The sequence below is a fragment of the Bradyrhizobium oligotrophicum genome, from assembly GCF_051168495.1.
Classification (GTDB): Bacteria; Pseudomonadota; Alphaproteobacteria; order Rhizobiales; family Xanthobacteraceae; genus Bradyrhizobium; species Bradyrhizobium oligotrophicum_A.
Window position 1 is genome coordinate 364,612 of the sequence record NZ_JBNPVB010000003.1, and the last position, 22,491, is coordinate 387,102.

At 65.6% G+C, this 22,491-nt stretch carries 18 protein-coding genes; 9 read left to right on the forward strand and 9 right to left on the reverse strand.

Annotation, left to right across the window (positions count from 1 at the left end):
- The first annotated feature begins 127 nt into the window (after nucleotides 1-127).
- A complete protein-coding gene (locus tag ACQR1B_RS08420; protein ID WP_434832144.1) occupies nucleotides 128-1,156 on the forward strand; it encodes a peptidoglycan -binding protein in 1,029 nt (342 codons plus the stop codon).
- Nucleotides 1,153-1,611 (forward strand): GNAT family N-acetyltransferase, encoded by a 459-nt coding sequence (locus tag ACQR1B_RS08425; RefSeq protein ID WP_434832145.1) that lies wholly within the window; start codon nucleotides 1,153-1,155, stop codon nucleotides 1,609-1,611. Before ACQR1B_RS08420 ends, ACQR1B_RS08425 begins: the two co-directional genes overlap by 4 nt.
- A 188-nt stretch (nucleotides 1,612-1,799) precedes the next feature.
- On the opposite strand, the gene ACQR1B_RS08430 is transcribed toward ACQR1B_RS08425, so the two are convergent.
- Nucleotides 1,800-2,000 (reverse strand): hypothetical protein, encoded by a 201-nt coding sequence (locus ACQR1B_RS08430; RefSeq protein ID WP_434832146.1) that lies wholly within the window; start codon nucleotides 1,998-2,000, stop codon nucleotides 1,800-1,802.
- A 144-nt stretch (nucleotides 2,001-2,144) separates the two neighbouring features.
- The gene (locus ACQR1B_RS08435) at nucleotides 2,145-4,004 is read right to left on the reverse strand and encodes an ABC transporter ATP-binding protein/permease (RefSeq protein WP_434832147.1); all 1,860 of its coding nucleotides are present in this window, start codon (nucleotides 4,002-4,004) and stop codon (nucleotides 2,145-2,147) included.
- 233 nt (nucleotides 4,005-4,237) lie between these two features.
- Between ACQR1B_RS08435 and rpmE the strand changes: the two genes are divergently transcribed.
- Complete coding sequence (rpmE, locus tag ACQR1B_RS08440; RefSeq protein WP_015664357.1) at nucleotides 4,238-4,465, forward strand: 50S ribosomal protein L31; 228 nt, start codon at nucleotides 4,238-4,240, stop codon at nucleotides 4,463-4,465.
- A gap of 129 nt (nucleotides 4,466-4,594) precedes the next feature.
- Here the strand turns inward: rpmE and ACQR1B_RS08445 are convergent, their stop codons facing one another.
- Nucleotides 4,595-5,107, reverse strand: coding sequence for a DUF1465 family protein (locus ACQR1B_RS08445; protein WP_434832148.1), 513 nt, complete (start codon nucleotides 5,105-5,107; stop codon nucleotides 4,595-4,597).
- Between the two features lie 561 nt (nucleotides 5,108-5,668).
- Complete coding sequence (locus ACQR1B_RS08450; protein WP_434832149.1) at nucleotides 5,669-5,860, reverse strand: DUF1192 domain-containing protein; 192 nt, start codon at nucleotides 5,858-5,860, stop codon at nucleotides 5,669-5,671.
- 84 nt (nucleotides 5,861-5,944) lie between these two features.
- Between ACQR1B_RS08450 and ACQR1B_RS08455 the strand changes: the two genes are divergently transcribed.
- The 5 genes from ACQR1B_RS08455 (at nucleotide 5,945) to ACQR1B_RS08475 (ending at nucleotide 16,483) form a co-directional block, all read left to right on the forward strand.
- Nucleotides 5,945-6,943 (forward strand): NAD(P)H-quinone oxidoreductase, encoded by a 999-nt coding sequence (locus ACQR1B_RS08455; protein WP_434832150.1) that lies wholly within the window; start codon nucleotides 5,945-5,947, stop codon nucleotides 6,941-6,943.
- Nucleotides 6,944-7,111: 168 nt separating this feature from the next.
- On the forward strand, nucleotides 7,112-9,991 hold the full coding sequence (locus ACQR1B_RS08460) for an EAL domain-containing protein (RefSeq protein WP_434832151.1): 2,880 nt from the start codon (nucleotides 7,112-7,114) through the stop codon (nucleotides 9,989-9,991).
- Between the two features lie 503 nt (nucleotides 9,992-10,494).
- A complete protein-coding gene (locus ACQR1B_RS08465; RefSeq protein WP_434832152.1) occupies nucleotides 10,495-12,360 on the forward strand; it encodes a feruloyl-CoA synthase in 1,866 nt (621 codons plus the stop codon).
- A 307-nt stretch (nucleotides 12,361-12,667) separates the two neighbouring features.
- Nucleotides 12,668-14,653: a cache domain-containing protein gene (locus tag ACQR1B_RS08470; RefSeq protein WP_434832153.1), complete on the forward strand. Its 1,986-nt coding sequence runs from the start codon at nucleotides 12,668-12,670 to the stop codon at nucleotides 14,651-14,653.
- A gap of 120 nt (nucleotides 14,654-14,773) precedes the next feature.
- A complete protein-coding gene (locus ACQR1B_RS08475) occupies nucleotides 14,774-16,483 on the forward strand; it encodes a caspase family protein (RefSeq protein ID WP_434832154.1) in 1,710 nt (569 codons plus the stop codon).
- A gap of 82 nt (nucleotides 16,484-16,565) precedes the next feature.
- Here the strand turns inward: ACQR1B_RS08475 and ACQR1B_RS08480 are convergent, their stop codons facing one another.
- Genes ACQR1B_RS08480 through ACQR1B_RS08500 form a run of 5 tightly spaced genes read right to left on the reverse strand, consistent with a single transcriptional unit; the run spans nucleotide 16,566 to nucleotide 22,188 of the window.
- Nucleotides 16,566-17,564 (reverse strand): ABC transporter ATP-binding protein, encoded by a 999-nt coding sequence (locus tag ACQR1B_RS08480; protein WP_434832155.1) that lies wholly within the window; start codon nucleotides 17,562-17,564, stop codon nucleotides 16,566-16,568.
- On the reverse strand, nucleotides 17,564-18,562 hold the full coding sequence (locus ACQR1B_RS08485) for an ABC transporter ATP-binding protein (RefSeq protein ID WP_434832156.1): 999 nt from the start codon (nucleotides 18,560-18,562) through the stop codon (nucleotides 17,564-17,566). The genes ACQR1B_RS08480 and ACQR1B_RS08485 overlap by 1 nt, the downstream gene beginning before the upstream one ends.
- Complete coding sequence (locus tag ACQR1B_RS08490) at nucleotides 18,562-19,503, reverse strand: ABC transporter permease (protein ID WP_434832157.1); 942 nt, start codon at nucleotides 19,501-19,503, stop codon at nucleotides 18,562-18,564. Before ACQR1B_RS08490 ends, ACQR1B_RS08485 begins: the two co-directional genes overlap by 1 nt.
- The gene (locus tag ACQR1B_RS08495; RefSeq protein ID WP_284420031.1) at nucleotides 19,469-20,428 is read right to left on the reverse strand and encodes an ABC transporter permease; all 960 of its coding nucleotides are present in this window, start codon (nucleotides 20,426-20,428) and stop codon (nucleotides 19,469-19,471) included. The genes ACQR1B_RS08490 and ACQR1B_RS08495 overlap by 35 nt, the downstream gene beginning before the upstream one ends.
- A 44-nt stretch (nucleotides 20,429-20,472) precedes the next feature.
- Entirely contained in the window at nucleotides 20,473-22,188 is a 1,716-nt protein-coding gene (locus ACQR1B_RS08500; protein ID WP_434832318.1) for a peptide ABC transporter substrate-binding protein, read from the reverse strand.
- Here ACQR1B_RS08500 and ACQR1B_RS08505 point away from each other — a divergent pair.
- The gene (locus tag ACQR1B_RS08505; protein WP_434832332.1) at nucleotides 22,138-22,479 is read left to right on the forward strand and encodes a hypothetical protein; all 342 of its coding nucleotides are present in this window, start codon (nucleotides 22,138-22,140) and stop codon (nucleotides 22,477-22,479) included. The genes ACQR1B_RS08500 and ACQR1B_RS08505 overlap by 51 nt on opposite strands.
- The last annotated feature ends 12 nt before the right edge of the window (nucleotides 22,480-22,491 follow it).

The following is a 22,491-nucleotide window of genomic DNA, read 5'->3' on the forward strand; positions in this document are numbered from 1 at the left end:
GCTCCGCGCGCGCGATCCACCCTCTCCCACAAGGGGAGAGGGTACACCGACTTTGCGGATATGCCGGTGATCCCAACTTGAAGATCAAGCGGCGTCGCACGCGGAGACAGTCTTGAGGAGACGCTGAATGGCGCTTGCACGTACCCGCCGTGGAGATTCCGGCCTCAACTACTGGCCGGGCTTCGTCGACGCGCTGTCGACGCTGGTGCTGTCGATCGTGTTCCTGCTGACCGTGTTCCTGGTGGTGCAGTTCTTCCTGTCGCAGGAGGTCACCGGCAAGGACAAGGCGCTGGAGCAGCTCAACGCCAAGATCGCGCAGCTCAACGAGATGCTGTCGCTGGAGAAGCTCGGCAAGCTGTCGCTCGACGACCAGGTGGCGCAGCTGCGCGCCGGCCTGTCCAACGCCGAGGCCGAGCGCGACCGCGTCAAGGGGCTCTATGACGGGCTGGCCAATGCCGGCAGCAATGCCGCCGGTCGCGCCAACGAGCTCAACCGCGCTCTCGATTCCGAGAAGCAGGTGACGGCGCGCGCGCTGGCGCAGATCGAGGTGCTGAACCAGCAGATCAGCGCACTGCGCCGCCAGCTCGCCGCCCTCGAGGACGCGCTCGACGCCTCCGAGAAGCGCGACAAGGAATCGCAGAGCCGCATCGCCGATCTCGGGTCGCGCCTCAACGTCGCGCTGGCGCAGCGGGTCCAGGAGCTGACGCGCTACCGCTCGGAGTTTTTCGGCCGGTTGCGCGCGATCCTCGGCAACCGCCCCGACATCCGCGTCGTCGGCGACCGCTTCGTATTCCAGTCGGAGGTGTTCTTCGACACCGGACAGGCGACGCTGCTGCCCGAAGGCCAGCAGGAGCTGAACTCGGTGGCGACGGCGCTGGTCGACCTCGACAAACAGATCCCGGCCGAAATCTCCTGGGTGCTGCGTGTGGACGGTCATACCGACGTCCGTCCGATCAACAGCCCCGTGTTCAAGTCGAATTGGGAATTGTCGTCGGCGCGCGCGATCTCGGTGGTGCAGTACATGATCTCGCTCGGCGTGCCCGCCCAGCGCCTGGTCGCGGCAGGCTTCGCCGAATTCCAACCGCTCGATGCAGCGAATACCGAGGACGCCTTCCGCCGCAACCGGCGCATCGAATTGAAGCTGACGGAGCGGTGACCGCGACCTTCACCCTGCGTCCCTATCGCGCCGAGGACGAGGACGCTGCAATCGCGCTGTGGCAGGAGACGTGGCAGCTCGCTTATCCCGCCATCGACTTCGCCGCGCGCGTGCCGTGGTGGCGCGAGCGTTGGCGCAGCGAGCTGGTGCCGAACGCGGATGTGATCGTGGCGGAGAAGGATGGCACGCTGGCCGGCTTCGTCACCATCGATCGAACGGGTTATCTTGATCAGTTGGTGGTGTCGCCGGCGCATTGGGGCTCGGCACTTGCCACGCAACTGGTCGATGCCGCCAAGCAGCGATCGCCCGGCGGCATCACGCTGCTGGTGAACAAGGACAACGCGCGCGCGATCCGCTTCTACAAGCGCAACGGCTTCGTCGAAGCCGGGGAGGACGTCAACCCGACCTCGGGCCGTCCGGTGCTGCGCATGGCATGGAAGCCTGAGGCTCGTTAGCCCGGCACGCAGCTACACCCGCCGCCGCCGTCCCGGACAACCGAGCGCAGCGAGGGCAGATCCGGGACCCACGCCGCAGCAGAATTGTTGCGAAGAACGACGTGGCGAGCTTTGCCTGCCACACGTTCGACCGGGGTTATGGGCCCCTGCGTACGCAGGGGCGACACCGAGTGCGTGGCCAACCGCAACTACACGCCGCGAAACAGCACACCCACCGTCAGCACCACGAACGCAATCGCCAGCGCGTCGAACGCGTGCGCCGTCGACAGCAGCGGGATCGAGGCGTGTGTGTAGTGCGCGAGCATCGCGACGAGGGCGAGCACCAGCGCGATCGCGAAGATCACGAACGAGGGCGGCGTGAGGGCAAAACTGCCACGACGATAAGGCATGGTCGTTCATCCTGTGTGACGGGGCGCCAGCGCAGGCGCGGCGCCGTGAAGTTTCGCGCAGGGAACGTACAAAGCCCGAGAAAGGTTGCAGGGCCGGGAACGAGAATTCGGGGGTGTTGCCGGCCGCCCACGGTGTTGCCGAAACTACACGGTCTCGAACTGCAACCGCGCCAGCCGCGCATAGAGGCCGTTGGCCGCGACGAGAGAGGTATGCGTGCCCTGCTCGACGATGCGGCCGCGGTCCATCACCAGGATGCGGTCACAGGACAGCACGGTGGCGAGGCGATGTGCGATCACCAGCGTGGTGCGATCCTTCATCAGGCCTTCGAGTGCAGTCTGCACCAGCGTCTCACTCTCGGCGTCGAGCGCCGAGGTTGCCTCGTCGAGCAGCAGCAGCGGCGCATCGCGCAGGATGGCCCGCGCAATCGCGATGCGCTGGCGCTGGCCGCCGGACAGGGTCACGCCGCGCTCGCCGAGCGGCGTCTCGAACCCCTCCGGCAGGCGGCGGATGAATTCGCTGGCATGGGCGAGATCGGCGGCGCGCTCGACCTCGGAATCGCTGGCCTCGGGCCGGCCGAAGCGGATGTTCTCGCGCGCGCTCGTGGCGAACACGACGGATTCCTGCGGCACCAGCGCCATGCGCTCGCGCACCTTGCGCGGGTCGGCCGTGCGCACCGGCACGCCATCGACCGAGATCGTGCCGGAGGCCGGATCGTAGAAGCGCAGCAGCAGATGAAACAGCGTGCTCTTGCCGGCGCCGGAGGGGCCGACGATCGCGACCTTCTCGCCGGCCCGGATGGCGAACGACACGTCCTCGAGGACGCGGACGTCGGGGCGTCCCGGATAGGCGAAGCTGACACGGTCGAAGCCGATGTCGCCGCGCGCCGGCTCGGGCAGCGCCGTGGGACGCGCCGGCGCCGTGATCTCCGGCTGCACGTGCAGCAGCTCGAACAGCCGCTCGGCGGCGCCCGAGGCGGCCGAGACTTCGCCCCAGACCTCGGAGAGCTGGCCGAGGCCGGCCGCCGCGAACGCCGCATAGAGCACGAACTGGCCGAGCCGTCCGGCGCTGATGTTGCCGGTCAGCACGTCGTGCGAGCCGACCCAGAGGATCGCGACCACGCTGGAGAACACGATGAAGATGATGATCGCGGTGAGCACGCCGCGCGCCTTGGTCGAGACCCGCGCGGCCTCATAGGCCTGCTCGACCTCGCCGCCGAAACGCCCGGCCGCCAGTTTCTCGCTGGTATAGGCCTGCACGGTCCGGATGGCGCCGACCAGCTCGGAGGCGTAGGCCGAGGCGTCGGCCAGCGTATCCTGGGCGTTGCGCGACAGACGGCGGACCCAGCGCCCGAAGGCGACCAGCGGCAGCACGATCAGCGGGATCGCCAGCAGCACGAAGCCGGACAGTTTCGGGCTGGTGAACACCATCATCGCGGTGGCGCCGAGAAACAGCAGCAGGTTGCGCAGCGCGATCGAGACCGAGGCTCCCGCGGCGGCCTTGATCTGGGTGGTGTCGGCGGTCAGCCGCGACACCAGTTCACCGGAGCGCGCGGAATCGAAGAAGGCTGGCGACAGCGACATCAGATGCGCGAACACGTCGCGCCGGAGGTCGGCGACGATCCGCTCGCCGATCGTCATGACCAGGTAGTAGCGGGCGGCGCTGGCCAGCGCGAGCACGGCAACGACCGCGATCATGACGCTGAAATAGCTGTTGATCAGCTCGATGCCCTTCGGCGTGAAGCCGAAATCGATCATGCGGCGGACCGCGATCGGCACCAGCAGGGTGGTCAGGGCGGCGATCGTCAGCGCAATCAGCGCCAGAATGGCTCGGCCGCGATAGCGCAGGATATACGGCGCCAGCGCCAGCAGCGGACGCAGCTTGGAGCGGCGGACCGGCACGGCCGGCTCGGTCAGTGCCTCGACGGCGGCGACGGCATCCTCGACCGCGTCCTGCGCTGAAGGGGCAGCGCTCTGGCGCTCGTCAAGCCGTTCCACTGCACTCATCGGGTCACCTGAGAATTCATCCAATCTGCCGCCGTGATAGGCCTGCCGCACCGGCCTTGGCAAATCCGGAAACATACCAAGGCGGGAGCAAGATCCGGGCTTGTTTCACGACCTCGGCTTGTTTTGGGCGGGACCTTGGGATATAGAGCCCGCCAATTGTCCCCCTTCAGTGACGACAGGATCAGGCGCGGCCGCGCCTCGTCGTGTCTTCGCATCGCGCCGCAGGATGAGCCATGAAAGCCGACATTCACCCGAATTATCATACGATTACCGTCGTGATGACGGATGGCACCGAGTACCAGACCCGCTCGACCTGGGGCAAAGAGGGCGACAAGCTCAACCTCGACATCGACCCCAAGTCGCACCCGGCCTGGACCGGCGGCACCCAGCAGCTCATGGATCGCGGCGGCCGCGTGTCGCGCTTCCAGAAGAAGTTCCAGGGCTTCCTCAAGAAGGATTGATGCCCTCCGGGCCGCTCAGCTGGCCCTCGGGCCTGCTGTTCTGGACTTTCTCAGCAAAACGCCCCCGGAAACGGGGGCGTTTTTGTTGTCAGCCTGCGCCATCGTGACGCTGCAGAGGGCCGCCGGCTTTTACTGCTCGAAGGCAGCCTTCAGCCGATTCAGCTGCGGAACCAGCGGGTTGCCGATCGCGCTCTGGTCCGGCGGCGGGGAATGGATGGTGGCGTCGAGGCGGCGGACCCGTCCCTGCAGGCTCATCGAGCGCGAGATCAGGTCCTGCAGCTGCTGAGGCAGCTTCTCCAGCAGATCGGTCGGCCCGGGATCGGCCGCGGTCAGCTTGACCTTGGTCTTCTCGCGATTGGCCTGGCCGAGGGTCATCTCGCCCTCCTTCACCGCGCGGTGCAGCAGCAGCCACGAAGCGAGCTGCATCAGGCGCGTGGTGAGCCGCATGCTCTCGGTCGCGTAGGTGAGGCTGACGGCCCGGTCGAGCGCCTTGGCCTCGTTGCGGCCGTCGCCGTCGAGATAGGCGGCGGTCTCCTCGACCAGATCCATGCCCTCCCGGAACAGCGCGCCGAATGCAGCGGAATTGGTGAGCCGCTCATTGAACTGAACAAGAGCGCCATCGCCCAGCAAACGGTCCGACATGGTTAACGCCTCTTATACGCGACGGATTGAGCAACCCGGCAACCACGCCGGTATGATGAACAAATCATTGCGCGGCCGGTTTCGAGAGTCCAGCAGCAACGCCTATTATGGTTTCCACGGCGTGGGACGCGCCGTGTCCTCGTACCTTGCAGCTGCAACACGGCCGATCAGGCCAGGTCGCATCCATCAGCTCAACTAGCAAACAAGATCGCGGCAATATTTTGCGGCGGCGCACGGGATTTTTCGGAAGCGGCGTCCGCCGCCGACCGACCTGCGCCATCGCTCAAGGCGGAAGGCCGCTGATCGTTCCAGAGCGTGGGACCAGGGACGGCGGCCGGGCGGGCCGCGGGCGCGCAAAAAAAGAGCCGCCGTTGCCGGCGGCTTTGAAGTTGATAACAGGGAGGCGTCAAACAGAGTGGACAGGAGCCACTCAGTGTCCAAACGAGGACGGTTACGGTTGTAAACGCGAAAGCTTAATCAACCGTAAATGGCGGAAATTTTTCAAACTTCATTAGCCATGTCGGCCACTGGCCGACCCTCATCTGACGTGCCGGAGCTCCGCTAGGACTTGAAAATGCTGGCGGCGGCGTCGCGCGAGGCGCGCTTCCTGGCTACCGCCTGCTCGACCCGCTCGATCTCGCCGCGCAGCAGCGCGATGCGGCCGGTCAGCTCCTCGACCGAGAGCATCGAAAGGTCCTGGCCGATCTCGTGCGCGGCCGCCTTGCGCGGCCGGTCGTCGTCCTCTTTTGCCATCTCGTTCTCTCCCGGTTGCCAGCCATGCCCCGGCTGGCCTAAGCACGCCGCAGCACCCGACGATCTCTGGCCGAAGGATTTCTCATGGAACAGCTGCCCGCGCAAATGACCGTGGTCGCCATCAGCAAGCCCGGCGGGCCGGAGGTTCTCAAGCCCGAGACCCGGCCTGTGCCCAAGCCCGGCCCCGGCGAGATCCTGATCAGGGTGAAGGCCGCGGGCGTGAACCGTCCCGACGTCGCCCAGCGCTCCGGCAGCTACCCGCCGCCGCCCGGCGCCAGCGACCTGCCCGGGCTGGAAGTCGCCGGCGAGGTGGTGGCGCTCGGCGAGGGCGCCGCGCGGCACAAACTCGGCGACACCGTGATGTCGCTGGTCGCGGGCGGCGGCTACGCGCAATATTGCATCGCACAGGACGCGCAGGCGATGGCGGTGCCCGCTTCCCTCTCCATTCTGGAGGCCGGCGCCCTGCCCGAGACCCTGATGACGGTCTGGCACAACGTGTTCGAGCGCGGTGGCCTCGAGGCGGGCGAGACCCTCCTGGTGCATGGCGGCTCCTCCGGCATCGGCACCATGGCGATCCAGCTCGCCAAGGCGTTCGGCGCCAAGGTGCTGGTCACGGTCGGCTCCCAGGACAAGGCGGACGCCTGCGTCAAGCTCGGCGCGGACCGCGCCATCAACTACAAGACCGAAGATTTCGTCGCCGTCGTCAAGGAAGCGACCGGCGGCAAGGGCGCCGACGTCATCCTCGACATGGTCGGCGGCGACTATATCGAGCGCAATTACGACGCGGCGGCGACCGACGGCCGCATCGTCCAGATCGCCTTCCTGGCCAGCCCCAAGGCCAGCGTCAATTTCGTCAAGCTGATGGTCAAGCGCCTGACCCATACCGGATCGACGCTGCGCCCGCGCAGCAATGCCGACAAGGCGGCGATGGTGGCCGCGATCGAGGCGAAGGTGATGCCGTTCCTGCGCGAGGGCCGGATCAAGCCGCTGATGGATTCGACGTTTCAACTCTCGGATGCAGCAAAAGCCCATGCGCGCATGGAGACCAGCCAACATATTGGCAAAATTGTGTTGGAAATCTAAGCGTTCTCTAAACAGAGCGTGTTTGGAAACTCTTTGATTTTCCTCGCTTTCGTGCCAATGATCGCGCACATCTGAACCGTGCCTGGAACGGCTCCAATTCCTTTCGCGAACGCGACTTTGAGTTTGACCTGTTTCGCTGTGGTTTGGTGTCGAACGCGGAGATTGACATTGCGTCTGATCAGGTGCTTCGCGTCCTTGGCGGCGCTGGGCCTCGTGATGTGTGGTGCCGCTGCCCCCGCTCAGGCCGTTGACGCCGTCAGCGTTCGCAGCGACGCGCCTGCCATCGACCTGACCGGCATCCTCGATCACCAGCGCAGCGAGAACGACCGCATCCAGGTCTCGACCGCGCCCGGCACCGACGGCATCGTCCGCCGCATCGAGGTGCGCGCGCGCGAGGGCGGCCAGCACTGGATCGTGTTCGCGCTGGCCAACAACACCGACGACCAGCTCGACCGCCTGATCGTGGCGCCGCATTACCGCGTGGTCGGCTCCGGCGTGCTGTGGCCGGATCTCGGCCTGTCGCGCATCGCCACCATCACGCCCTCGATCGGCGACCTGCCGGAGCGGCAGGAGAGCCCGACCGCCGACGTGTTCCGCGTCACGCTGGATCCCGGCTCGGTCGTCACCTTCGTCGCAGAACTGCGCACCGACAAGCTGCCGCAGCTCTATCTGTGGGAGCCAGAGGCCTACAAGGACAAGGTCAACTCATTCACCTTGTACCAGGGCATCGTGATCGGCATCTCCGGACTCCTTGCGCTGGTGCTGACGATCCTGTTCGTGGTTAAGGGCAGCATCATGTTTCCGGCGGCGGCGGCGCTGGCCTGGGCGGTGCTGGTCTATATCGGCGTCGATTTCGGCTTCTGGGGCAAGGTCCTGGACATGTCGAACAACGCCGAGCGGGTGTGGCGTGCGTCCGGTGAGGCGATCCTGGCCGCGACCTTGCTGGTGTTTCTGTTCGCCTACCTCAATCTGTCGCGCTGGCATGTCCGCTATTCCCACATCACACTGGGCTGGCTGTTCTTCTTAGGGTCGCTGGTCGCGGTGGCGCTGTTCGACCCCGCCGTGGCTTCGGGAATCGCGCGCATCTCGCTGGTCTTGATCGCGGTCGTCGGCTTCGCCCTGATCGTCTATCTCTCCAGCCACGGCTTCGACCGCGCGGTGCTGCTGATCCCGACCTGGTTCCTGCTGGCCGTGTGGGTCGGCGCCGCCGGGATGACGGTGGCGGGCCAGGTCACGAACGACATCGTCGGCCCGGCGCTGCTCGGCGGCCTCGTGCTGATCGTGATGCTGATCGGCTTCACGGTGATGCAGCACGCCTTCGCCGGCGGCGGCGCCACCACCGGCATCGTCTCCGACGTCGAACGCCGCGCGCTGGCGCTGGCCGGCTCCGGCGACCTGATCTGGGACTGGGACGTCTCCGCCGACAAGGTGTTCACCAGCCCGGAGACCGAGAGCTTGCTCGGCCTCAAGCGCGGCACGCTCGAAGGCCCCGCGGCGAAATGGCTCGAGGTGCTGCACCCGCTCGACCAGGACCGCTTCCGCGCCGCGCTCGACAGCGTACTCGACCAGCGCCGCGGCCGCCTCGTCCAGGACTTCCGCCTGCGCACGCCCGACGGCCATTTCATGTGGTTCGCGCTCAAGGCGCGCCCCGTGGTCGGCTCCGACGGCGAGGTCTCGCGCGTCGTCGGCACCTTGACCGACGTCACCGAGTTCAAGAACGCCGAGGAGCGGCTGCTCCACGATTCCGTGCATGACAATCTAACCGGCCTGCCCAACCGCAAGCTGTTCATCGACCGTCTCGCCGCCGTCGCCAATTTCGCCAAGTCGATGCCGGCGATGCGGCCGACCCTGATGGTGATCGATCTCGACCGCTTCAAGCAGGTCAACGATTCCGTCGGCATCGCGGTCGGCGATTCCATCCTGCTGACCCTGGCGCGGCGGCTGTCGCGCATCCTGAAACCCCAGGATACGCTGGCGCGATTGGCCGGCGATCAGTTCGGCCTGATCCTGCTGTCGGAGCAGGACCCCGCCCGCATCACCGCCTTCGCCGAAACCATCCGCAAGACCGTTCGCGCGCCGATCGCCTTCAACGAGCGCGAGATCTTCCTGACCGCCTCGATCGGGCTGGCGCTGTCCGATCCGCAAGTCCAGCTATCGGAGGACATCATCAAGGATGCCGAGCTTGCGATGTATCACTCCAAGCGCATCGGCGGCGACCGCATCGACGTCTACAAGCCGGCGATGCGCGCGCGCAAGAACGACCGCCTGACCCTGGAGAGCGAGCTGCGCCGCTCGATCGAGCGCCAGGAGATCACGATCCTGTACCAGCCGATCGTGCGGCTGGAGGATCGCTCGATCGCCGGCTTCGAGGCCCTGGCGCGCTGGGATCATCCGAAGCTCGGCCGGATGTCGCCGGTCGAGTTCATCACCATCGCCGAGGAGATCGGCCTGATCGTCGATCTCGGCACCTTCGTGCTCGACCAGACCGCCCGCCAGCTCTCGGTGTGGCAGCGCGCGACGCGGCTGCGCGAGCCGATCTTCGCCAGCGTCAACGTCTCCTCGCGCCAGCTGCTGCGTCACGACCTGATCCACGACATCCGCTCGGTGCTGGCACGCTCGTCCGTGGCGCGCGGCTCGCTGAAGATCGAGCTGACGGAATCGCTGGTGATGGAAAACCCGGAGCACGCCGCGCAGATGCTGACGCGCATCCGCGAGCTCGGCGTTGGGCTGTCGATCGACGATTTCGGCACCGGCCATTCCTCGCTGGCCTATCTGCAGCGCTTCCCGTTCGACACCTTGAAGATCGACCAGTCGTTCGTGCGCACCACCGCGCGCGGCACCCGCCCGGTGATCCTCAAATCGATCATCGCGCTGGCCCACGACCTCGGCATGGACGTGGTTGCGGAAGGCGCGGAGTCGGACTCCGATGCCGTCGAGCTCTATCAGCTCGGCTGCGAATACGCGCAAGGCTACGCCTTCGGCGAGCCGATGGACGCCGACGCCGCGATGCGGCTCCTGACGGAAGAGCGGCTGGAAGCGGCGAGCTGAGAGCACCGCCTTTCGCTGCGGTCCATCCGCCGCACGCTCAGCCTCCAGATGCATCTTCCAATTTTCATATCTTGAGGTAGAGTTACCGCGATACCGCGCGCAACGTGCTGTCGGCGTGAACCGATGCGCGCGGCGGCGGCGGCCGAAACGACCCTCGGCACGTTCCACGATCCGATTTGAGAAGGCCCGATCCTCCCCGCGCGCGCGACGACTTGTCGTCCATACCGCCCAGTCCAGGAGCCTCGTGACCGTGCCGGCGACAAGCGGCCGCATCAGTCTCGAACTGCGACCGCGCCGCCAGCGCGCGGCGACAATCGTCGGCACCATGCCGGCGCACCACGCGACGACTACCAAATGGGAGGGAGCAGCGATGTCGTCCTCGATCACCAGCGCTGTCTGCATTGCGACGGCAATGCGGCAGTGGGACAGAACGGATTGCGGATCCGTCCGCGTCGGGTCGAATGACTTTGCCTTGTCGGACAAGGCAGCGGCGGAGGCGGACCATGGGTAGCGCCGAACGCCGTCTCGACTCCGAACCTGCCATGTTCGCCGCCCCCTCCGTCGAGGCCCTGAAGCGCGACGACGGCGCGATCATCCTGCGCTCGCGCATGAAGCTGCTGCCCACCGCGCGTTGCACCGGCGAATGGCTGGAGCATTGGGCGCGCGCCGTGCCCAACCGGACGTTCCTGGCCGAGCGCCGCGGCGACGGCTGGACGTCACTCACCTACGGCGAGACGCTCACCCAGGTGCGCGCCGCCGCGGCCTGGATGCTGGCGCAAGGCCTCGGCCCCGACCGTCCGCTCGCCATCCTCTCCGACAACAGCATCGCGCACGCGGTGCTGGCGCTCGCCGCGCAACATGTCGGCGTGCTCGTCTGCGCGATCTCGCCGGCCTATTCGCTGATGTCGACCGACCACGAGAAACTGCGGGCGATGATCCGGCTGCTCGATCCCGGCGCTATCTTCGTGGCGCAGCGCGGCCCCTTCGCGCGTGCGCTCGCGGCAATCGACGGACTGCACCACGCGACGATCATCGCCGGCGACGGCGACGGGTCGAGCGCGGTGCCGCTGCAGACCCTGATCACGACGAGGCAAGGACCCGAGGTCGACCGCGCCTTCGCCGCGGTGACGCCCGACACGATTGCAAAACTGCTGTTCACCTCGGGCTCGACCGGGCAGCCGAAGGCCGTGATCAACACGCACCGGATGCTGACCATGAGCCAGCAGGCCAAGGGGCAGCTGTGGACCTTCCTGCGCGAGGTCGAGGGCGCGCCCGTCATTCTCGACTGGCTGCCATGGAGCCACACCTTCGGCGCCAACCACAATTTCAACCTGGTGCTGGCCCAGGGCGGCTCGGTCCATATCGACGGCGGCAAGCCGGCGCCCGGCCTGTTCGAGACCTCGCTCGCCAACCTGCGCAGCTTGGTGCCGACGATCTATTTCAACGTGCCGCGCGGCTTCGACATGCTGGTCGCGGCGCTCAGGACCGATGACGAACTGCGGCAGAAGTTCTTCTCCGGCGTGAAGTGCATCCTCTATGCAGCGGCGGCGCTGCCGCAGAATCTGTGGGATGCGCTCAACGAGATGAGCATGGCCACGATCGGCCGCCCGGCGCCGCTGGTGTCGGCCTGGGGCGCCACCGAGACCTCGCCGCTCGCGACCGACTGCCACTTCTTCGCCGAGCGCGCCGGCAATATCGGCGTGCCCATTCCCGGCACCGAGCTCAAGCTGGTACCGGCAGGCGAAAAGCTCGAGGTTCGGGTACGCGGACCCAACGTGATGCCGGGCTATTGGAAGGCGCCCGAGATCACGGCCGCCGCCTTCGACGAGGAAGGCTTCTACAAGATCGGCGATGCCGTGAAGCTCGCCGATCCCGATCATCCTGAGCGCGGCCTGTTCTTCGACGGCCGCATCACCGAGGATTTCAAGCTCAGCTCCGGCACATGGGTGAACGTCGGCGCGCTGCGCGTCGCCGGCATCGCCGCGCTGGCGCCGCTGGCACAGGACATCGTGATCGCCGGCCACGGCACCGACGAGGTCCACTTCCTGATCGTGCCGAACATCGCCGCCTGCCGCAGCAAGGCGGGGCTGACGGACACGACGGGAGTCGATGAGGTGCTGGCGCATGCCTCCGTGCGTGAGACGATCTCGCAAGGGCTGGCGAAGCTGCGTGCCGAGGCCGTCGGCTCATCGCGCTACGCGACCCGCGCACTGCTGATGGCGGAGCCCCCCTCGCTCGACGCCGGCGAGATCACCGACAAGGGCTACATCAATCAGCGCGCGGTGCTCTCCCGCCGCGCCGATCTGGTCGCACGTCTGCAGGATGATGCGGCGTCGGACGTGCTCAGGCTCCGCGCGGTGGCCTCCTGAGTGAGATGAGATTGTCGACGGCTCGCCATGCTCATATCGGCACCCGTCTCGACATCCGCACCAGCAGAACGCGACCGGCCTGCGCAGGCGCAGCGCGCAGGCGGCTCGCGAGACGGCGCCGATTAGTTCGGCGTGAACGGCTCAGCGCCCGCCACGCGACGCCAGCAACCTCGGAGCTCGTGCGAACTCCGTGGAACTACGTGACTCTCTCGCTGTTTGGCACCATGCTACCGCTACAACTTAACCGGGCATCAACTGCGATTCCCTAATCTTGTTCGCAGTTGAATCCTCGTGCCCGGATCGTCTCATGGCTCAGCCGCGCTTCTCGCTCGCCCTCCGCATCTACGCAATCATCGGACTGTCGTTCTGCGGCCTGGCAGGACTTGCGGCGACGCAGAGTCGGAATCTCGACACCGCTCTGAAAGACCAGCGGCAGAGCGAACTCAGCCACCTGATCCAGGCGGCGCTCAGCATCGTCCGCGACGAATATGACGCGGTCGCGCGCGACAAGGTTGCGCCCGAGGTCGCGCAGAAGAAGGCGGCCGAACGCATCGGAAAGCTGCGCTACGGCAACGACGACTACTTCTGGATCAACGACATGGGCCCGAAGATGGTCATGCACCCGATCAAGCCGGAGCTGAATGGCCAGAACCTCGCCGACAACAAGGATCCGACCGGCAAGCGGCTGTTCATGGAGATGGTCGACGTCGTCAGGCGCCAGGGCGCCGGCGTCGTCGACTACATGTGGCCCAAGCCCGGCAAGGACGCCCCACAACCGAAGATGTCCTATGTGGCTGGTTTCGAGCCCTGGGGCTGGATCATCGGCACCGGCGTCTATGTCGACGACCTCGAAGCCCAGATGTGGGAGAGCAAGCGCACGGTCTTGATTGCGGCAACGCTGGTGATACTGATCATCGGCTCGATCACGCTGATCATCGCACGGCAGATGTCGTCGGCGCTGGCTGCGATGAGCGGCGCGCTGACCGAGCTCGGTCGTGGCAATTTCGACATCAAGCTGCCGGGGCAGACGCGCAGCGACGAACTCGGCGACATGGCGCGCTCGATCGAGCAGTTCCGGCAGAAGACCGAGGAGAAGGCGCGGCAGACAGCAATGCTCGAGGACGAGCAGCGCCAGGTGGCCGAGCGGATCAAGCGCAGGGCGCTGAGAGATATGGCCGAGGCGGTGGAGCAGGCGACCAGCAGCGCCGTCAGCGATGTGGCCGAAGATACCGGCCACATGGCCAACAATGCGAAATCGATGACCGAGGGCGCGCTGACGCTGGAACGAAATTCGAGCAGCGTCGCGGCGGCCGCCGAACAGGCGCTGGCCACGACGCAGACCGTGGCCAGGGCCTCCTCGCAACTCGCTGCCTCGATCTCGCAGATCTCCGGCCAGGTCAACTCGTCGCGCGAACTCACCCGCAAGGCCGTGGCCGCCTCATCCGACGCCCAGGCGACGATCGCGAAATTGTCCGAAGCCGCCGACAGGGTCGGCGCCGTGACCAGCCTCATCAGCGAGATCGCCGGCCAGACCAACCTGCTGGCGCTGAACGCGACCATCGAAGCCGCCCGCGCCGGCGAAGCCGGCCGCGGCTTTGCGGTGGTGGCCTCCGAGGTCAAGTCGCTCGCCGAGCAGACCGCCAAGGCAACCAGCGAGATCGCACAGCAGATCGCGGAGATTCAGGATTCGACGCGCGCCTCGGTGACCTCGATCGGCGCGATCGGCGAGGTCATCCGCAATGTCGAAGCGGTGTCCTCCGGAATTGCCGATGCGATCCAGGCCCAGAACACCGTCACCATCGAGATTTCCCGCACCGTCGAGGAGACCTCGGCCGCGGCTCGCGAGGTGGCGACCCAGATCGCCGAAGTGTCGCGCGAGGCCAGCGAAGCCGGCCGGCGGTCGACCGACATTCGTGACGGCTCGACGACGGTTGCCGATAAGGTTCAGCGGCTGCGGACCGAGCTGGTGCGGGTGATCCGAACCTCGACCGCCGATGTCGACCGTAGGCTTTCGACGCGGCTCAATATCAACCGCCCGGGCACCCTGCAGGTGAATGGCGAGCCGATTTCAGTCACCGTGCGCAACCTCTCGCTCGGCGGCGCGCTGCTGGAGGCGATCCCCGTGCAGCTGTCGACGAACACGTCGGTGACGCTCGCCATTACCGGCATGATGTCCGATCTGCCGGGCACCGTGACTCGCGTCGGAGACCGCACCGCGCTGGTGCAGTTCACGCTGAACCCGGAGCAGACGACGCGCCTGACGGGCATCATCTCCGAACGCCAGGCCGCTTAACACAGAAGCGCACACCCCTCCTCATCATCGCCCGCCAAGCTGCGGCATTCCGCTTGATATTTCCTGCAACTTGCGGATCGCATAGGCTGACCAGAATATGAGGGTTCAGCAGGAGGGGCAATGGGCTGGGGCAGGTTGAGTGTCTTCGCCGTGGCGTTTGCGTTATTCGCCGTGCCGGCAGCCGCCGCCGACCGGGTCGCGCTGGTGATCGGCAACGGCGCCTATCAGAAGGTGGCGGCTCTTCCCAACCCGCCGCGGGATGCAACCGACATCGCGGCAGCCCTGCAGCGGCTCGAATTCAAAGTGACTTTGCTGACCAATTTGACCGGCGCGCAAACGAGAAAAGCTCTCGTCGAGTTTGGGCATGCGGTCGAAACGGCAAACATCGCAGCGGTCTTCTATGCCGGCCATGGCATGGAAATCGGCGGCGAGAATTGGCTGATCCCGATCGATGCGGAGCTGCTGAGTGACACCGACGTCGAGAGCGAAGCCATCAGCCTGCGATCGATCAATCTTCAGGTCGGCAAGGCCACGCAACTCGGGCTGGTCATTCTGGACGCCTGCCGCAACAATCCGTTTGCAGTCAAGATGCGGCGTTCGCTCAGCGTGCGATCAGTCGCGCGCGGACTTGCTCCGACCGAACCGACCGAGAATGTCCTGATCGCCTACGCGGCCCGCGACGGCACGACGGCAAGCGATGGCAACGGGCGCAACAGTCCGTTCACGACCGCTCTGCTCCGTCACATCGAAACGCCTGGTCTGGAGATCTCATTCCTGTTCCGCAGAGTTCGCGACGACGTCATGGCGGCCACTCAACGCGAGCAACAACCCTTCGTCTACGGATCGCTGTCCAAGGACGAGATCTACCTCCGACCGGCGGCGACGACGACAAGCGCCCCCAAGCTGGTCGCAACGCCCTCTCCTGCGCCAACCGAGGATGAACAATTTTGGCAGGCAATCCGGACCTCGAATGTGCCGGGTCTCTACGAAGAATTTCTGTCCAGATACCCGAGCAGCCGATTGACGGCAGAGGCTCGCGCTCGCCTTGCGGACCTCAGGGCGGAACAAGCTACCACAGCTTCACACCCCGACTCGAACACACCTGCAAACGGCGGGGGCGGCGAAGCGGCGCAATCGTTCAAGTCCTCGAAAGTCCATCCATTCACGACAGAGGATAGGGAACGCGTAGCAGCGTGGGCCGCAGAGCTGAAACTGAGGATGCCTCCCTTCACCATCCCCTCGGAAGAAACTAAGCCTCCGAATTCCTATTCGCGATTCGTCGGCGTGTGGTCCAATAAACGCGGTTGGGGAAACGGAAAAGGCCGCACCGGGATGCTTCTCATCGCCAAGGTGTCTGACACGGGCCTCGCGAGCGGATACTACCTGTGGGGACCGCCGACGAAGGCATCCTGGAAGCAATCTCCTGCCGGCTACGTTGAATTCGCCGAATACCTATTCGGCGATACCCTGATCTTCAAGACCGACGAAACGATTACTGCGAAGCTCGACAGTCAAAACGTTCTCACCCTTTCGGCCTCGAGAGCACGTTCATCGGAGAAGTCGGGCATCGAGCTTCGGCCCATCTGGCAGCTCGTCGGACCAAACATCAACGACACACGGTCGACCCCTGCTTCGGCTGCAAAGGCCGGCAAGGCGGCGGCGGGTGCGGTGTCCCATCGCGAGGCAGGAGACCGCGAGCTCGCCAAGGATACACAGCCGCGAGAAGCCCCGGATGAAGTACGCGCCCAATGTCGCCGCGAGGCGCATCGGCTTCAAAGCAATGACACCTCACGGATCGAGGCTTGCGTGCGCAACGGCGGGAGGATCTAGTTTAAACCAGCCCGCCGATCTAGTCGCCTGAGAATGCTCTCTCGCTCAACGGAGCCGCGTCAGACCAACAACAATAGCTCCATCAGCGGAAATGGCAGGCGACGAGATGCCCCTCGTCGCTGGCCTTCAGCGGCGGCACTTCCTTGCTGCAGACGTCCTTCGCGATCGGGCAGCGGGTGTGGAAGTGACAGCCCGACGGCGGATTGATCGGACTCGGCACCTCGCCCTTGAGACGCACGCGCTTGCGCTTCACAGTCGGATCCGGGATTGGCACCGCGGACAGCAGCGCCTCGGTGTAGGGATGCTTCGGCGCAGAATAGAGCTGGCGCGACGGCGCGGTCTCGACGATGCGGCCGAGATACATCACCGCGACGCGGCGGCTGATGTGTTCGACCACCGAGAGGTCGTGCGCGACGAACAGATAGGCGATGCCGAACTTCTGCTGCAAGTCTTCGAGCAGGTTGATGACCTGAGCCTGAATGGAGACGTCGAGCGCCGACACCGGCTCGTCGCAGATGATCAGCTTGGGCTCGACCGCGAGCGCCCGGGCAATGCCGATGCGCTGGCGCTGGCCGCCGGAGAATTCGTGCGGATAGCGCGTCATGTGGTCGGCCTGCAGGCCGACGGTTTCGAGCAGATGGACGATGCGCGCCTCATATTGCTGGCGCGAACTTGCGAGCCCATGGATCGTCAGCGCCTCGCCGATGATGGCGCCGATGGTCATGCGCGGATTGAGCGAGGCGTAGGGGTCCTGAAAGATGATCTGGATGTCGCGGCGCAGCGCCCGCAGATCCTGGCCCGACAGCGCGATGACGTCCCTGCCCTCGAAGCGCAGCTCGCCCGAGCTCGGCTCGATCAGCCGGAGCACGCAGCGGCCGGTGGTCGACTTGCCGCAGCCGGATTCGCCGACCAGACCGAAGGTCTCGCTCGGCTCGATGTCGAAGTTGACGCCGTCGACGGCGCGCACGCTGCCGATCTGGCGCTTCAACAATCCGCCCCTGATCGGAAACGCCTTGGTCAGGTTGCGCACGCTGAGCAACGGCGCCGGTGCGGCGGCGGATGCAGGACTGGCTTCGGTCATCACGACAACGTCTCTTCGGCGCGGATGCACGCCACCTTGTGGCCGGGCTCGATCTCGCGCAGCGGAGGCTGCGCGCGCCGGCAATCGGGAATGACGAAGCGGCAGCGCGAGGCGAAACGGCAGCCTTCCGGCGGGTTGACCAGCTTCGGCACGCTGCCCGGGATGCTCTCCAGCCGGCTCTTCCTGACCGCCGCGAGATCGATGCGCGGAATCGAGCGGATCAGGCCCTGGGTGTAGGGATGGCGCGGATTGGCGAACAGCCGGTCGACCGGCGCCTCCTCGGCGACCCGGCCCGCATACATGACGACGACGCGCTGGGCGACCTCGGCGACGACGCCCATCGCGTGCGTGATCAGCATGATCGACATGCCGAGCCGCTCCTTCATGTCGAGCAGCAGATCCAGGATCTGCGCCTGGATCGTCACGTCGAGCGCCGTGGTCGGCTCGTCGGCGATCAGGAGCTTGGGATTGCACGACAGCGCCATCGCGATCATCACGCGCTGGCGCATGCCGCCGGAGAAATGATGCGGATAGTCGCGCACCCGGGCTTTCGGATTGGGGATCTGCACCAGCGCCAGCATCTCCGCCGCGCGATCCATCGCCGCCTTCTTCGACAGGCCCTGATGCAGCCGGATCACCTCGGCGATCTGGTCGCCGACCGTGTAGACCGGATTGAGCGAGGTCATCGGCTCCTGGAATACGATCGCGATCTCACTGGCGCGGATCTCGTTCATCTCGGACGAGCCGAGCGGCACCAGGTCGCGGCCCTGCCACAGGATCTGGCCGCCGGCGATGCGGCCGGGCGGCATCGCGATCAGCTTCAACACCGACATCGCGGTGACGGTCTTGCCGGAGCCGGACTCGCCGACCACGCACAGGGTCTCGCCACGGTTGATCGAGATATCGACGCCGTCGACGGCCTGGACCTGGCCCTCGTCGCTGTCGAAATAGGTCTTCAGCCCCTTGATCTCAAGGAGCGGAGCGACACGCGCGTCCATCACATCACCTTCCGCGGATCGAGCGCGTCACGCAGGCCGTCGCCGATGAAGTTGATCGCGATCACGGTCAGGAAGATCGCGCCGCCGGCGAACAGCGCCCAATGCGGCGCGATGTCGAGATAGTCCTTGGCGTCGAACAGCAGCCGGCCCCAGGTCGGAATGTCCGGCGGGAAACCGAGACCGAGGAATGACAGCGTCGATTCCGCGATGATCGCGGCCGCCACGTCGATGGTGCCGGCGACGATCACGGGCCCGAGCGCATTCGGCAGGATGTGGCGGACGATCAGACGCAAATTGGACGCGCCCAGCGCGCGCGCGGCCTCGACGAACTCCTTCTCGCGCAGCGACAGGAACTGCGCGCGCACCAGGCGCGCCACCGGCATCCAGCGGAAGCCGCCGATCACCAGCACGATCAGGATGAAGGTGCCGCCTTCCGGACCGACCAGACCCTTCAGCAGATCGCGGAACAGATAGATCACGAGCAGCAGCAGCGGCAATTGCGGCAGCGACAGGAACAGGTCCGTCAGCCACATCAGCGCGGCATCGACCGGCCCCTTGGAGGCGCCGGAGATGGCGCCGATGACGACGCCGACGAACAGGCCGACCGCCATCGCCGCAAAGCCGACCGCCAGCGAGATGCGTCCGCCATAGATCATCCGCGCCAGCAGATCCTGGCCCAGATCGTCGGTGCCGAACGGATGATCCGACGACGGCGGCGCGAGCCGCGCGGTAAAATCAATCTCGTTGATCGGCACCCGCCAGATCCAGGGGCCGACGACGATCGCGAGCGCCAGCAGCGCCAGCACGACGATGCTGACGGCCGCCATGCGGTGGCGCAGGAAGCGCCTGACGGCGTCGCGTCCGGGCGAGAAGCGGCGCTTCTTCGCAGCCGGCGCGACGGCCGCCTCAACGGAAGGAGATGCGTGGGTCAAGCCAGCCATACAAAATGTCTGCGATGAGGTTGAACAGGACGACGAGGCAGGCGAACACGAAAGTCACCGCCATGATGACGGGCGTATCGTTGGCGAGGATCGCGCTGATCAGGAGCGAGCCGATGCCGGGAATGCGGAAGATCTGCTCGGTGACGATGGCGCCGCCGAACACCGTGGGCATCTGCAGCGCCACCAGGGTGACCACCGGGATCAGCGCGTTGCGGACCACGTGCTTGACGATGACCTTGCTCTCGTCCAGCCCCTTGGAGCGCGCGGTCGTGACGTAATCGAGCTTGATGACGTCGAGCACGGCCGAGCGCACGTAGCGCGTATAGGACGCGGCCTGGTAGAGGCCGAGCACGGTCACCGGCATCACCGCCTGCTTGAAGTTCTCCCACCACCACATCCATCCCGTGGCCGGGATATCCGCGCGATAGACGAACGGCAGCCAGCCGAGATTGACCGAGAACACCAGGATCAGGAGCAGGCCGGTGAAGAAGGTCGGCAGCGAGAAGCCGATGAAGGCGAAGGTGTTGGCGATCTGGTCGAAGATCGAATACGGCCGCCGTGCCGCCAGCACGCCGACCGGGATCGCCACGATCAGCGCCAGCAGCTGCGCGGTGCCGACCACGTAGAGCGTGGCCGGAATCCGCTGCAGAATCAGGGTGTCGACATTGACGCGGCTGGCAAAGGAGAAGCCCCAGTCGCCATGGATCATGGCGACCAGCCAGCGGAAGTAGCGCACCATGATCGGATCATCCATGCCGAACTTGATGCGCAGCGCCTCGCGGACCTCCGGGGGAATGTTCGGATTGCTCGCGAGCTCGCCGAACGGGTCGCCCGGCGCGAGCGCGAGCAGCACGAACAGAATCAGGCTGATGCCGAGCAGGCTCGGCACGGCGACGATGAGGCGCCTGAGAAGGTAATTTCCCATCGCTCCACCTCTACGATGTCTGGCTGGTCATGTTGATGGCGCGGTCAGGTCTCGCGATACCAGTTGGCGATCTGCCAGAGATCGTTGTCCCAGCCGCTCTTGTTCGCCACCATCCCGTTCTTCAAGCCGATGCAGTTGCGGCGGTTGATTTCGGGGAGGATGTAATTGTCCTGAACGACGAGATCGTTCAGCTTGACGAACAGCGCCGCGCGCTTGACCGGGTCGAGCTCGCTCGAGGCCTGCTTGTAGGTCTCGTCATAGTCCTTGTTCTGCCAGCGCGAGACGTTGCGGCCCTGCCACTTGTTGTCCTTGTTGGCGACCTCCCACGAGACGAACTGGTTCATGAAGAACTGCGGATCCGCCTGCGGCATGGTGGTCTGGTACATCTCCATGTCGCAATAGAAGTGCGGGTAGGTGTCGGGGTTGGCGGCGTCGGAGGAGAAGAACACCGACGCGACGACCGACTTCAGCTCGACCTCGATGCCGGCCTTCTGGAACGCCTGCTTGATGATGGCCTGGTTCTTCTGGCGCGGCGCGTTGATCGAGGTCTGGAACACCAGCTTGATCGGCTTGCCGTCCTTCTCGCGGACGCCGGACGAATTCTTCTTCCAGCCGGCATCCTCCAGAATCTGGTTGGCCTTCTCGATCGAGAACTCGAACTTGTTGTTCGGCGAACGGAAGCGCTCGGGGTTGTTGAGGAAGTTCGCGGTCGCGACGCCGGCGCGGCCGTAGATGAACTTCTGCACCGAGGCGCGGTCGATCAGCAGGTTGATGGCCTTGCGCACCGCCGGATCGGTGAAGATCGGATGCTTGGTCTTGACGCTCGCGCGCTCGCCGTCGACCTCGGTCCAGGGATCGGTCACGTTGAGCGCGATGTATTCGATGTGCCCGGTCACCGTGAGCTGCGCCCTGCCCTGCCCGCCGGCTTCCAGCTTGGTCAGGATCTCGTCTTCGACCTGCAGATTGTAGGCATAGTCGTATTCGCCGGTCTGCAGCACCGCGCGCGCCGCCGACACCGCGTCGCCGCCGCCCTTGACCTCGACCGTATCGAAGTAGGGCCGGTTCGCCTGGTGATAGTCCGGATTGCGCTTTGCCGAGATCGAATCGCCGGGCTTGAAGTCGACGTACATGTAGGGGCCGGTGCCGACCGGCTTCAGATTGATCGGCGCCTCGCGCGACTTGGCGCCGATATAGTCGGCGAACAGGTGCTTCGGGACGATGAGACCATAGGCCGCGACGAAGGCATCGGCCCAGAACGGCGTCGGCTGCTTGAAATTGAGCTTCACGGTGTAGTCGTCGATCTTGTCGATCGACTTGATGCCCCGATAGCTGCCGACCGAGACCGCGGCGGTGTCGGGATTGACCGAATATTCCCAGTTGAAGATGACGTCGTCGGCCGTGAACGGCTTGCCGTCGTGCCACTTCACGCCCTGCTTCAGCTTCCAGGTGACAGACAGGCCGTCGGCCGCGAGCAGGCCGTTCTCCTTGCTCGGAATCTCGGCGGCGAGAATCGGCACCAGATTGCCGTCGGCGTCCCAGCCGGCGAGCGGTTCGTAGAACAGCCGGCAGGCTTCCTGGTCCTTGGTGCCGTTGGCGAAGTGCGGGTTGAGCAAGGTCGGCGCCTGCCAGAACAGCAGCTTCAGCGGCCCGCCGCCGCCGGCCTTGGTCGGCTTGTACGCGATCGGCTCGGCCGCGAAGGCCACGCCGGAATGGGCGAGCATCGTGCCGGCCATCGGCGCGGTCAGCCCCACGGCAATCATCCGCTGCACAAATTCGCGCCGCGACAGGCGTCCCGCTTTGACATCAGCGATCTGGTTACGGAGGTCACGCTCGTTCATTCAATCGACTCCAAAGTGGTGCTGAATGCCAAAAAACGCGTCCTCGCCATGCAACGGAGGAGAACTGCACAAAAGTGGATCAGCCGTCGAAGCGTGTCAAAGCAGAATCCGGGCCAATTCCGCAAGAAGGAACGGATCGATTGTCGCACCTCGCAGACGCAGCACGCGATTGCCGCGCAACATCCCGGAAAATGGAACTACGCCACCAACTGATAGCGGCCACAC